The 13,078-nt window shown below is 58.7% G+C and carries 10 protein-coding genes and 1 riboswitch; of the genes, 2 read left to right on the plus strand and 8 right to left on the minus strand.

Translation table 11 applies throughout. The annotated features are described in order from the left end of the window. Positions 1–93: 93 nt before the first annotated feature. A complete protein-coding gene (polB, locus tag HZZ01_RS12080) occupies positions 94–2,454 on the minus strand; it encodes a DNA polymerase II (protein WP_179897848.1) in 2,361 nt (786 codons plus the stop codon). Between the two features lie 169 nt (positions 2,455–2,623). Here polB and HZZ01_RS12085 point away from each other — a divergent pair, with 169 nt between their 5' ends. Next, on the plus strand, positions 2,624–3,388 hold the full coding sequence (locus tag HZZ01_RS12085) for a DedA family protein (protein ID WP_179897631.1): 765 nt from the start codon (positions 2,624–2,626) through the stop codon (positions 3,386–3,388). 3 nt (positions 3,389–3,391) lie between these two features. Here HZZ01_RS12085 and thiQ read toward each other — a convergent pair whose 3' ends face one another. The 4 genes from thiQ to sgrR form a co-directional block, all read right to left on the minus strand. Then, a complete protein-coding gene (thiQ, locus tag HZZ01_RS12090; protein ID WP_179897633.1) occupies positions 3,392–4,093 on the minus strand; it encodes a thiamine ABC transporter ATP-binding protein ThiQ in 702 nt (233 codons plus the stop codon). Continuing rightward, positions 4,080–5,687, minus strand: a complete 1,608-nt coding sequence (gene thiP, locus HZZ01_RS12095) for a thiamine/thiamine pyrophosphate ABC transporter permease ThiP (protein WP_179897635.1) — start codon at positions 5,685–5,687, stop codon at positions 4,080–4,082. The genes thiQ and thiP overlap by 14 nt, the downstream gene beginning before the upstream one ends. Further along, positions 5,663–6,649 (minus strand): thiamine ABC transporter substrate binding subunit, encoded by a 987-nt coding sequence (gene thiB / locus HZZ01_RS12100; RefSeq protein WP_179897637.1) that lies wholly within the window; start codon positions 6,647–6,649, stop codon positions 5,663–5,665. Before thiB ends, thiP begins: the two co-directional genes overlap by 25 nt. A gap of 46 nt (positions 6,650–6,695) precedes the next feature. After that, positions 6,696–6,798, minus strand: a riboswitch (TPP riboswitch). A 35-nt stretch (positions 6,799–6,833) separates the two neighbouring features. Further along, complete coding sequence (sgrR, locus tag HZZ01_RS12105) at positions 6,834–8,495, minus strand: HTH-type transcriptional regulator SgrR (protein WP_179897639.1); 1,662 nt, start codon at positions 8,493–8,495, stop codon at positions 6,834–6,836. Between the two features lie 253 nt (positions 8,496–8,748). Between sgrR and HZZ01_RS12110 the strand changes: the two genes are divergently transcribed. After that, positions 8,749–9,927 carry an MFS transporter gene (locus tag HZZ01_RS12110; protein WP_179897640.1) on the plus strand — a complete coding sequence of 393 codons (1,179 nt, stop codon included), beginning with the start codon at positions 8,749–8,751 and terminating at the stop codon, positions 9,925–9,927. 39 nt (positions 9,928–9,966) lie between these two features. Here the strand turns inward: HZZ01_RS12110 and leuD are convergent, their stop codons facing one another. The 3 genes from leuD to leuB are packed head-to-tail and all read right to left on the minus strand — an operon-like array spanning position 9,967 to position 13,078. Continuing rightward, a complete protein-coding gene (gene leuD / locus HZZ01_RS12115; RefSeq protein WP_008925570.1) occupies positions 9,967–10,572 on the minus strand; it encodes a 3-isopropylmalate dehydratase small subunit in 606 nt (201 codons plus the stop codon). Positions 10,573–10,575: 3 nt separating this feature from the next. Beyond that, positions 10,576–11,982, minus strand: a complete 1,407-nt coding sequence (gene leuC, locus HZZ01_RS12120; protein WP_136196402.1) for a 3-isopropylmalate dehydratase large subunit — start codon at positions 11,980–11,982, stop codon at positions 10,576–10,578. A gap of 4 nt (positions 11,983–11,986) precedes the next feature. Then, entirely contained in the window at positions 11,987–13,078 is a 1,092-nt protein-coding gene (leuB, locus tag HZZ01_RS12125) for a 3-isopropylmalate dehydrogenase (RefSeq protein ID WP_179897642.1), read from the minus strand.

Below are 13,078 nucleotides of genomic sequence, written 5' to 3' on the forward strand. Positions count from 1 at the left end.
TTACCGCCAGACAACAAGGTCTGGGGCGGCTGTAAGAGCAGTGAGTTTCAGGAAGGGCGCTATGGTACTGGATGGCAGGGCGTTCGTCACCTGTCAAAAAAGCCCCAGCTGCCCGGTAATCAGTGTAGCAAAGTCCCCTTCGACAAAGGGCAAAATCCCCTCTGCGACCGGCTGAAGTTGCTTCGTCACGTAGTGGTCATAGTCCAGCGGTGTGCTGCGCGCCTCCAGTGGCTCAGGGCCTGCCGTAGCAATGACGTAACGAATCCGGCCACCATTCTGGTACTGTAAAGGCCGGTTTAATTTGCGATTCTGCTCATCGGCCAGCCGGGCGGCGCGCACGTGCGGGGGCACATTTCGTTCATATTCCTTCAGCGGACGTCGCAGACGCTTTTTGTAGATCAGCTGATCGTCAAGTTCACCCGCCAGCAGCTGCGCCACGGTGGTGCGGATGTAGTCCTGCCACGGCTCGCGGTGGAAGATACGGTGATAGAGCTGCTGCTGAAACGCTTTTGCCAGCGGCGTCCAGTCCGTCCGCACCGACTCCAGCCCCTTAAAGACCATGCGCTCACCGGCGGCGTCACGAATCAGTCCGGCGTAGCGTTTTTTGCTGCCCTGTTCCGCGCCACGAATGGTCGGCATCAGAAAACGACAGAAGTGGTTTTCATATTCCAGCTCCAGTGCACTGGTCAGCCCATGTGTCTGCTGCAGGAGGTCGCGCCACCAGGCATTCACTTTCCGCACCAGTTGCTGACCAATCGCGGCGGCCTGTTCTTCGCTGTGGGCGGATTTGAGCCAGACAAAGGTGGAGTCTGTGTCGCCATAGATGACGTCATAGCCTTCCGCCTCAATCAGCGTGCGGGTCTGCTGCATGATGGCGTGACCGCGCAGGGTAATCGAGGAGGCGAGACGCGGATCAAAGAAGCGGCAGGCACTGGTACCCAGCACGCCGTAAAAGGCGTTCATGATGATCTTCAGTGCCTGTGACAGCGGCTGGTTTTTCTGCTTTTTCGCCGCTTCACGACCCAGCCAGATCTGCTCTACGATCGCAGGCAGGCAGTGGGTATGCCGGGAGAAACGCGCTTCGCGAAAACCTTCAACCGAATCGGCATCATCAGGATGGGCCAGTCCTTCGACCAGCCCTACCGGGTCGATCAGGAAGGTGCGGATAATCGACGGATAGAGACTTTTATAATCCAGTACTAGCACCGAGTCATACAGGCCGGGGCGCGAATCCATCACATAGCCGCCCGGACTGGCTTCAGGGGCGACATCACCCATGTTCGGGGCAACAAAACCGGCACGATGCATCCGCGGAATATAGAGGTGACCAAAGGCCGCTACCGAACCGCCGTGACGATCGACGGCCAGGCCATTGACCGCTGCGCGTTCCAGCAGAAAAGGCATTATCGCCGTTTTGTGAAAAATGCGCGTCACCAGCTCGCAATCTTTCAGGTTATAACGTGCCAGCGCGGGCTTATCGTTGGCAAATCGCCAGTTAATCTCCTCCATGCGCTGCCAGGGATTATCGATCGCTTTGCCTTCACCCAGCAGCTGTTGCGACACCGCTTCCAGGCTGAACGACGGGAAATCCCAGAATGCCGATTTCAGTGCGTCGATGCCGTCGATGATCAACCGGCCGCTGGCCTGAGCGAAAAAAACGCCGGGCTTGAAGCCATGTTCACGCCACTCCAGTGCGGCCTGCTGACGGCCAAGACGTAGCGGAATACCGTAGCGATCGGCATGCTTTTGCAGCACGCGCAGATCAAACTGCACCACGTTCCAGCCAATCAACACGTCCGGATCATGATCGGCAAACCACTGGTTCAGCGCCTCAAGCAGCTGTGGGCGGCTGTCGAGATAGATCAGCTCAAAATCCAGCGTGCTGGCATCGCCGTTGGCGGGGCCAAGCATGTAGACCTGGCGCTGACCGCAGCCCTCCAGCCCGATGCAGTAAAGCTCGCCATGCTGCGTGGTTTCAATGTCCAGCGAGACCCACTTCAGTGGCGGGCGATAGTCGGGATGGGGCTTGAGGCGCGCATTGACCACACTGTCGCCGTGCTGCTCGCCGTCAAACCAGACGGGCGCGGTAATAAAACGCTCCATCAGGTAGCGCTCCGGCGGGCGGATATCCGCCTCATAAACCGGAATACCCTGTTCGCGGAGCCGTTTTTCGATGCGCTGTAGCTGACGGTTCTGTGAGCAGTAGAGGCCAAACACCGGACGACGGCGGAAATCTTTTAGCGCCAGGGACTGAATCCGAAACTGACGTTCATCTTTGAGGAGTTCGCTGACCTGCGACTGAAATTCCTCGGGAATAAACGCGACGGACTCCTGTACCGGCAGCACCACGCGCTGTGCACCGGCATCAGTGGCGAGCCAGAGGATAATTTCGGTGCCATGCGGGCTGTCGCGCCAGTGGCGGGTGAGCAGAAAACCTGCGCGGGGCATATTCAGATGTTCTCCGGACTCAGCAATTCAGGGGTGAGAAAACGGCTTAAGTATATCATGGATATTTATACAGTTCCCGCCGCTGCGTTTTGTCAACATTGTCCTACAATTCTTGCCTTGACGCTGTGTGGCTGGCTCTGGACAATCCAGCCTTCTGCTTTTACTTAGGATGATTATGGAAGCCTGGATTCAACAACTGATTACGCAGTCCCTGGAGTGGGCGCTGTTTGCCGTTGCACTGGTGACGTTTCTGGAGTCGCTGGCGCTGGTCGGGCTGTTGCTGCCAGGTACAGTGATGATGGCCAGCCTGGGCGCACTGATCGGCAGTGGCGAACTGGGCCTTTATCCTGCCTGGGCGGCAGGATTTGCGGGCTGTCTGATTGGTGACTGGGTTTCCTACGGCATCGGCTGGAAATTTCAGGGGCCGCTGCACCGCTGGAAATATCTGCAAAAGTATAAAGGTCTGCTGGATAAAACTGAGCACGCCCTGCATCAGCACAGCATGTTTACGATTCTGGTCGGACGCTTTGTGGGGCCTACGCGTCCGCTGATCCCGCTGGCGGCCGGTATGCTGGAGCTGCCGGTGCGTAAGTTCCTGCCGCCGAACCTTATCGGCTGCATTCTCTGGCCGCCGCTCTATCTGCTGCCCGGTATCCTGGCGGGTGTGGCGATCGATGTGCCGAAAGCCGCGCAGGGCGGCAGCTTTAAATGGCTGTTACTCGGCGCAGCATTGCTGATCTGGCTGGGTGGCTGGTTATGCTGGCGCTGGTGGCGCAGCGGCAAGAGTCGCGACTGGGCCACCGCCTGGCTGCCACCTGAGCGCCTGCGCTGGGCAGGACCGCTGGGGCTGGTGATCGCCGTCGCGGCGTTCGCTGGTATTCAGTTCCATCCGATGATGCCCATTTTCCGTCATCTGCTGTGGCAGGTTTTCTTCGCCTGACACTTAACGACGCGGGATGCCGAGCACTTCGGCCTCCCGCGTGTCGCCCGACAGCAGTTGTCGGGTCTCGCCATCCCAGTAAACCCGTCCATCCACAATCACTACGCTGCGCGGTGCAATCTGCTGTGCATCTTCCAGACTGTGCGACACCATCAGCAGCGTAATGCTGCGCGCTTCGCATACCGAACGCACCAGTTGCAGCATCTCGCCACGCAGGGCGGGATCCAGCGCAGAAAAAGGCTCATCCAGCAGCAGCACCGGACGGTCACGCAGCAGGCAACGTGCCAGCGCCACACGCTGTCGCTGCCCACCCGACAGCGCGCCCGGCAGGCGAGCCAGCAGATCGCCTAATCCCATCTGATCGGCCAGTTCGGCCAGTTGCTGGCGCTGTGCAGTACTGAGTTTTAATCCCGGATGCAGTCCCAGCGCCATGTTCTGCTGCACGCTGAGGTGCGGAAACAGGTTGTTCTCCTGAAACAGCATGGAGACCGGTCGTCTGGCCGGGACGCTGTGGGTGTGATCCTGGCCGTCAATCATCAGCGTGCCCTGTTTTACCGGCAGGAAACCGGCGATCAGACTCAGCAGAGTGCTTTTACCCGCCCCGCTTGGGCCAAGAATCGCGATGCGCTCACCGCGCGTGGCAGTGAGGCTGAAGCGCATCGGCAGATGCTGATAAAAGTAAGTGAGGTTATCAAGAGTCAGCATGGCGGCCTGGTAATTTTTCCATTAGCGTGAACAGCAATAAGCAGAGCAACAGCAATAGCAGGGCGGTGACCGCGCCATCTGCGCCGCGATAGGCGCCAATCTGCTGATAAAGGTAGAACGGCAGTGTACGGAAGTCGGCACTGCCAAACAGTGCCACCACGCCGAAATCACCAATCGACAGCACGCAGGCAAAGGCCAGCGCCTGGGCCAGTGGACGTCTCAGCGCCCGCAACTCAATCAGGCGCAGCCGGTTCCAGCCGTGGATGTCCAGTGAATCGCAGAGTCTGCCGTAGCGCTCTGCGACATCCCGCATCGGGTTTTCCAGCACTTTCAGCGCATAGGGAATGGCGATCAGCGCATTGGTAAAGATCACCAGCCCTTCTGCCGAATCAGGCAGGCCAACAGTGGCGTTAAACAGCAGGAAAAAGCCGGTGGCGAGCACAATGCCTGGCATCGCCAGAATCAGCATGCCGCTGGTGTCGATCAACTGTGCCGCCGCCGGACGCTGGCGCAGACGCAGTTCCCGACTGCTCCACAGCAGCATCATGGTCAGCACCACACAGATCAGACCGGCACCGATGGCGATGCGCAGTGAAGTAAAGGTGGCCTGCCACAGTGCAGGCTGCGCCAGCGCGCCGCGCAGTCCGCCATGCAGACCATCGACGATGACCGCCGCCAGCGGGGGCAGCAGCAGAATCAGCGCCAGCCCGATCAGCAGCGCATCGACCCGCTGTGCCCCGCGTGAATCCTGCGGATCACGCCAGCCGTTAAGCTGGCTGCTTCCGGCGGGAATCGCCTTGCTGAAGCGCTGGCTGAGCAGCACCAGCGTCAGACAGCAGCTGAGCTGGATCAGCGCCAGCAGCGCTGCGCGTCCGGGATCGTAGTCATAACTCAGCGCCTGGAATATCGCCAGCTCAATGGTGGTGGCCTGCGGACCGCCGCCCAGCGACAGTACAGTGGCAAAGCTGGCGAAACAGAGCATAAAGATCAGCGCACCGGTCGGCAGCAGCTGACGCCGCAGCCATGGCCACTCCAGCAGACGAAATTGATGCCAGCCACGCAGGCCGAGCTGTGCCGCCAGCTGGCGTTGTTCTGCGGGGATGCTTTCCAGCGCCTGCAGCATCAGGCGGGTCGCCAGCGGCAGGTTAAAGAAGACGTGCGCCAGCAGGATGCCTGGCAGACCATACGGGGAGAAGTGATAACCCATCCCTGCCAGCTGGCACAATTGCGCCAGCCAGCCATTGCGACCATAGACGGTCAGCAGGCCGAACACCGCGACCAGCACCGGCAGCACCAGCGTCATGGCGCACAGGCGCAGCAGCAGCAGACGGCCAGGGAAGCGGCGTCGATAGAGCGCCCGCGCCAGCGGCACCGCAGGCAGCAGTGACAGCAGGGCGGAGAGCAGGGCCTGACCGAAAGAGAACGCGATAACGTGATGCAGGTAGTCATCCTGCAGCACGCCGCGTAAGTCCGTATCCGGCGCGGCGCTCCAGAGTGCACCGAACGCCATGAATGCCACAATGGTCAACAATATCGTGGCGAGGGAACCGGGAATCAGCCAGCGCGGCATCAGCGGCTGACGGCGCGTTGCCACTGGCTAATCCAGTTCGAACGCTGGCTGGCCACTTCTTCCGGCGAGAACTGCAGGGCAGTAGAAGGCACGCTGAGCGTCGCGAAGCCCGCTGGCAGCGGCGTGTCGATCACCGGGTACATCCAGTTGCCGGTGGGGATGGTGCGCTGGAAGTCAGGTGAGACCATAAACTTCATGAACTGCTGTGCCAGCGCCGGCTGTTTGCTGCTGGCTAACTGCGCGGCAACTTCGACCTGCAGATAGTGACCCTCAGCAAAGGGTGCAGCGGCGTAGTTCTCTTTCTTCTCTTCGATGATGTGGTAAGCCGGAGAGGTAGTGTAGCTCAGCACCAAATCGGCTTCGCCCTTGAGAAACAGGCCATAGGCTTCACTCCAGCCTTTGGTGACCGTCACGGTTTTCTGCGCCAGCTTTTGCCACGCCTGCGGAGCCTGATCGCCATAGACTTTCTGCATCCAGAGCAGCAGACCTAAGCCGGGCGTGCTGGTGCGGGGATCTTCGTAGATCACCCGCCACTTCTCCGGACTGTCGACCAGCTCTTTCAGGCTTTTTGGCGGATTTTTCAGACGGGTTTTGTCATAGACAAAGGCGAAGTAGCCATAATCGAACGGCACGAAGGTGGTGTTGTGCCAGCCATCGGGCAGCTTTAGTTTCGATGTGTCGACCTGACTTTCGGCAAACAGACCTGTTTTCTGCGCGGCCTGCACCAGATTGTTATCCAGCCCCAGCACCACATCGGCTTTACTGTTTTTGCCTTCCATCCGCACGCGGTTCAGCAGCGACACGCCATCTTCCAGCGTGACGAATTTCAGCTCGCAGTTGCACTGTGCTTCAAAAGCTTTTTTAACCGCCGGGCCAGGGCCCCAGTCGGCGGAGAAGGAGTCGTAGGTGTAGACCGTGAGAACCGGCTTAGCCGCCAGAACGGGGGCGGAGAGTAACAGCAGCACCGGCAGAACTTTGTTTAACACTTTGCGCTCCTTCAGGAGAATAGGGGATGAGTCGCAAAGGATCTGAGCACAGAGGCCTCTCAAATCCCTACGTCGGTATTAACCGAATCAGGTTCGACGGGTCTCTCTCAGCGGCTTGCTTGTAGCAGGCCGCACCCCGTTGAGAACGTCACATTCTAGTCATTTCAGCGCCGGGGCGAAAGCATCACAACACCGGTGGTGCGAACCAGGCCGATTTAAAATCGAACCAGCCCAGCGTATTCATCCGCACGCCGCGCATGCTGCGCTGTCCTTCAAGCAGCAGCCAGTGGTGAAACAGCGGATGCAAACCGGCTTCTTCGACCAGCTGTTTGCTCCATTCGGCCAGCGGCAGCGTTTTCTCGCGCCAGCGGGCCGCATCGCCGTGCCAGTCGATGGCCAGACAATGATGCAGCAGCGGGATCTCATAAAGCTGCGCGAACAGTGAATAATTCAGCGGCAGGGTAAAGTTCACGCTTCCCAGCCAGATATCACTCTCCGCTTCGCCCTGATACCAGCTTTCGTAGCTGATCTCACGGGTCTCCAGCGTGACGCCATGCTCTGCCAGCAGGGGACGCAGCGCATTCGCGATGCCTTCATGCTCCACGTGCTGGCTGTACCAGGTCAGCGTCAGATGGGTTAAGCCAGGCGGTTTTTGCACTGGCGTCAGGTCACGGCGATGATGCCAGCGTGGCAGCAGGCCATACGCCGGGAACCAGTAGCGCTGATAGCCCACACCCGCGTGATTGAGCAGGGCGATGGGGTTAAACAGGTAGCTGACCCAGCGCCGGACTGCCTCGCTGCAGCCCTGCTCTGAACGCTGGTCGAACAGCAGATAGTAGCAGCCCTCTTCGAGACGGCTCTCTTCCTGAACTTCATCGGCGCTGTCGCCCTGCAGACGAACCCCGGCATAGACCAGCTCATCACTGATGTCGGGCAGTACCCAGATAGAGACATCATCAATCAGGGCGCGAAAACCAAAATAGTCATCAAAGGCTTCGATCTTGAGCTGGCTCTCCTGATTGCGGATCACCCGGTAAGGACCGGTGCCAACTGGCTGGCGGGCAAAGTCGTGCAGCGTGGGCCATTCGCGCGGCAGGATCATTGCACTGACGCTGCCCAGTAACCAGGGCAAACCCTCGTCGGGCTGACTTAAACGGATATCCAGCGTCCAGGGGGCAGGCGAGTCGATCTGCGCAATATGGGAAAAGAGCGGATGCGGGCGCTGACGCTCCAGCGTGGCGAGCACATCCTCCATCTCCAGTTCTCTGCCATGATGGAACCGAATCGCCGGACGCAGGAAGAAGCGCCAGTGAAGCGGGGAGATCTGCTGCCAGTGGTGCGCAATATCGGGTTCGATTTCCCCGTTTTCCTCATTTATCCGCGTCAGACCGTTGAAAATCTGTCGGGCAATGTGGGTTTCCGAGCGCCGCAGCGGCGAGCCGGGCAAAAGGTTGAGCAGCGGACGATAGTAGAGCACCCGCAGGATATGCTTGCCCTGCCGGAAACTGCGCCCCAGGTGCGCGCTGATCATCTGCCGCACCTGGTTTTTATCGCCTACCAGCCGGACCAGCTGATCGATGCGATCCTGTTCCAGCAAATCCTCGGCACGCTGCTGCTGCAGGGCCAGACCGGTGTAGCAGAAGATAAGCTGCGATCGCTTGCCGCGTCCGGCTTCAGCCTGCCAGGTCAGCCAGCCTGCGGCCTGCATCCGGTTGAGCAGATTGCGCATATGGCGGCGCGAGCAGTGCAGCAGATCAGCCAGTTCGCTGAGCGTGATCGCCTGCGTCTGGCCCTGACAGCTCTGCCACAGGCGGATGAACTGCTGCTTCAGACGTGATGAGGACATAAAAGGGGAACTCCCTGTGAAAAGCGCTCTGTTTTTCCTGCCCTATTTTAAGAGCAAACTTTACGCGGTGGGAAGAGCGGGAGGCATTCACAGTGAATGGCGTTCAACCCTCACTGCGCTGTTCAGCGGAGTGCTTTTCTGAGTAGGGTGCATTTACACCGCCAGCAGATGATCTCTGCTGGCTTTTTTCATGTTGCACGGTATCGTCTACCCTTCTTTTTTCCCCTCTGTTTGTTCTGTAAGGGATTTCGCTATGAAATCGCTGTTAACGCGGCAGCGCCGTATCAATCCGGTTTACCTCGCCTTTATGGTCGCCTCGTTCATGCTGGGCATCGCGGGCGCACTGCAGGCGCCGACGCTCAGCCTGTTTCTGACGCGCGAGGTGCAGGCGCGGCCCTTCTGGGTCGGGCTGTTTTTCACCATCAATGCGGTGGCCGGTATCGTAGTGAGTATGCTGGTGGCAAAGCGCTCAGACAGCGTCGGCGATCGTCGTCATATCATTCTCTTCTGCTGTCTGATGGCGCTGATCAATGCGCTGCTGTTTGCCTTTACCCGCGATTATCTGACCCTGCTGACGCTCGGTGTGCTGCTGTCGGCGCTGGCCAGCGTCTCAATGCCTCAGCTGTTTGCGCTGGCGAGAGAGTATGCCGATCAGTCGGCGCGTGAAGCGGTGATGTTCAGTTCGGTGATGCGTGCGCAGCTGTCGCTGGCGTGGGTGATCGGGCCGCCATTATCGTTCGCGCTGGCGCTGAACTACGGCTTTGTGACGCTATTTATGGTGGCTGCGTTACTGTTTCTGCTCTGTATTCTGCTGGTCTGGTTTACCCTGCCGTCGGTGCCACGCTCGCAGCCGCTGATGCAAAGCGGCGGGCTGCCGTTGAGCGGCTGGCGCGATCGCGACGTGCGTTTGCTGTTCCTGGCTTCAGTCGCGATGTGGACCTGTAACACCATGTATATCATCGATATGCCGCTCTATATCAGCACCACGCTGGGTCTGCCGGAGAAGCTGGCCGGTCTGCTGATGGGAACGGCTGCCGGGCTGGAGATCCCGGTAATGCTGCTGGCGGGTCATTACGCGCGCCGCTTCGGTAAGCGGCGGTTAATGCTGATTGCGGTGGCGGCGGGCGTCCTGTTTTATCTGGGGCTGGTGCTGTTCAATTCCCGCACCTCGCTGATGGTGTTACAGCTGTTTAACGCGGTGTTTGTCGGGATTATAGCGGGCATAGGGATGCTGTGGTTCCAGGATCTGATGCCAGGACGACCGGGTGCTGCGACCACCATGTTCACCAATTCGATCTCAACGGGCATGATTCTGGCGGGGGTTATTCAGGGAACGCTGAGTGAGCGACTGGGTCATGAGGCGGTTTACTGGCTGGCATTCGGGCTGGCGATAGTGGCGCTGGTGATGTCGGCGCGGGTGCGCGACGTATAAAGAAGAAGGGCGACCCGATGTCGCCCTGCTTTAACGCAATCAGCGCAGGAAGGCGGGCTGATTCTGCTCATACTGCGAAATAGAGGCTTCATGCTGCAGCGTCAGGCCGATGCTGTCGAGGCCATTAATCATGCAGTGGCGACGGAAGCTGTCGAGTTCAAACGAATAGACTTTGTCGCCTGCCGTCACCGTCTGTGCTTCCAGATCGACCGTGAAGCTGATGCCTGGCTGGGCTGCAACCAGTCTGAACAGCTCATCCACTTCCTCTTCGCTTAATTTCACCGGCAGCAGTTGGTTGTTGAAACTGTTGCCATAAAAGATATCGGCGAAGCTCGGCGCAATTACCACGTGGAAACCGAAATCGGTCAGTGCCCAGGGCGCATGCTCACGTGAGGAGCCGCAGCCAAAGTTCTCGCGCGCCAGCAGGATGCTGGTCCCTTTAAACTCCGGCTTGTTCAGCACAAAGCCAGGCGTCGGCACCGTACCGGCGTCATCTTCAAAACGCCAGTCGTGGAACAGGTGCTGACCGAAACCGGTGCGGGTGACCTTCTGCAAAAACTGCTTAGGAATGATTGCGTCCGTGTCGACGTTCGCGGCATCCAGCGGCGCAACAATCCCGGTATGCTGAGTAAATTTATTCGCCATGACTTAAGCTCCTGTCGTCAGTTCACGGATGTCGGCAAAGTGGCCGGTCACGGCAGCCGCCGCGGCCATGGCCGGGCTGACCAGATGCGTACGTCCACCACGGCCCTGACGGCCTTCAAAGTTACGGTTGCTGGTAGAGGCGCAACGCTCGCCCGGATTCAGACGATCATTGTTCATCGCCAGACACATTGAGCAGCCTGGCAGACGCCATTCAAAGCCCGCTTCCAGGAAGATTTTATCCAGACCCTCCGCTTCAGCCTGCGCTTTTACCGGGCCGGAACCTGGTACCACCATGGCAACCACGCCAGGCGCGACTTTACGGCCTTTGGCGATGGCGGCGGCGGCACGCAGATCTTCAATGCGTGAGTTGGTGCAGGAGCCGATAAACACTTTATCAATTGCGACATCGGTCAGTCTGATGCCCGGCTGCAGGTTCATGTAGGCCAGCGCTTTTTCCGCTGAGGCGCGCTCAACCGGATCGGCGAACGAGGCTGGATTCGGGATCACCTGATCAACGGCAATGACCTGACCCGGGTTGGTGCCCCAGGTGACCTGCGGTGCGATATCTTCAGCATGCAGCGTGACCACCGCATCATACTTCGCGCCTTCGTCAGATTTCAGGGTGCGCCAGTAATCGACTGCCTGTTCCCATTTCTCGCCCTCAGGTGAGAACTGACGACCTTTCAGATAGTTGAAGGTGGTCTCATCCGGGGCCACCAGGCCCGCTTTTGCCCCCATCTCAATCGCCATATTGCACAGCGTCATACGACCTTCCATGCTCAGCGCCTGAATCGCAGGGCCGCAGAACTCAACGACATAGCCGGTGCCGCCTGCGCTGCCGGTTTTACCGATGATCGCCAGCACGATATCTTTTGCTGTAATGCCGGTGGATGCCTGGCCCAGCACTTCAATCTTCATGGTTTTCGCCCGACCCTGTTTCAGGGTTTGAGTGGCAAACACATGTTCCACTTCGGAGGTGCCGATACCAAAGGCCAGTGAGCCAAATGCGCCGTGCGTCGCAGTGTGCGAGTCGCCGCACACAATGGTCATGCCCGGCAGCGTCATGCCCTGCTCAGGGCCGATAACGTGGACGATACCCTGGAACGGGTGATTCAGGTCATAGAGCTGTACGCCAAACTCTGCGCAGTTCTTCATCAGCTCCTGCATCTGAATACGCGCCATTTCGCCCGACGCATTAATATCTTTGGTCTGCGTAGAAACGTTGTGGTCCATGGTGGCAAAGGTTTTGCCCGGCTGACGGACTTTACGTCCGTGCGCACGCAGACCATCAAAGGCCTGTGGTGACGTCACTTCATGGATCAGATGGCGATCAATATAGAGTAACGGGGTTTCTTCTGGCGTTTCGTGGACGACATGTGCATCAAATAACTTCTGGTATAAGGTTTTCATTTTTTTATTTTTCCTCGGCGATAAAGCGGGCAATGATGCTGCCCATCTCATCTGTGCTGACCGCGGGGCCATCACCGGCTAAATCTCTGGTGCGGTAGCCCTGTTCCAGCGCACGACTGATGGCGCGTTCGATACTGTCGGCTGCGGCATCGGCATTCAGGCTGTAACGCAGCAGCAGGGACAGGGACAAAATCTGGGCGACCGGGTTAGCAATATTCTGACCGGCGATATCCGGCGCTGAACCCCCTGCCGGTTCGAACAGGCCAAAGCCCGTTTCATTCAGGCTGGCTGACGGCAGCATACCCATCGAGCCGGTAATCATGGCGCACTCATCAGAGAGAATGTCACCAAACAAGTTGGAGCAGAGCAGCACGTCAAACTGCGACGGGTCTTTGATCAACTGCATGGTCGCGTTGTCGATGTAGATATGACTCAGTTGCACGTCAGGGTATTCTTTCGCCACTTCGTTGACGATTTCACGCCACATCACCGAGGTCTGCAGTACGTTGGCTTTATCAACCGAGGTGACTTTGTTGCGACGTTTGCGCGCCGATTCAAACGCGATGCGGGCGATGCGCTCGATTTCGAAACGGTGATAGACCTCGGTATCAAAAGCACGCTCCTCCGGGCCGCTGCCTTCGCGTCCTTTCGGTTGGCCAAAATAGATGCCGCCGGTCAGTTCACGCACGCACAGAATGTCGAAGCCTTTGGCAGCAATGTCGGCGCGCAACGGGCAAAATGCTTCCAGACCGCTGTAGAGCGCAGCCGGACGCAGGTTACTGAACAGCTGAAAGTGTTTGCGCAGCGGCAGCAGCGCACCACGCTCCGGCTGTGATGCGGGCGGTAAGTGCTCCCACTTCGGACCGCCAACGGAACCAAACAGGATCGCGTCGGCCTGCTCACAGCCTGCAACCGTAGCCGGTGGCAGGGGTTCGCCATGCTGATCGATAGCAATGCCGCCGACCGCATATTCCTGAGTAGTGATCTGCATATCAAAGCGCTGACGAATGGCATCAAGCACTTTCATCGCCTGCGCCATCACTTCCGGGCCGATACCGTCACCGGGTAAAACTGCGATATGAGATGAGCTGGACAT

Origin of the sequence: Pantoea sp. WMus005 (genome assembly GCF_013415305.1) — a bacterium.
GTDB classification, from domain to species: domain Bacteria; phylum Pseudomonadota; class Gammaproteobacteria; order Enterobacterales; family Enterobacteriaceae; genus Pantoea; species Pantoea rara.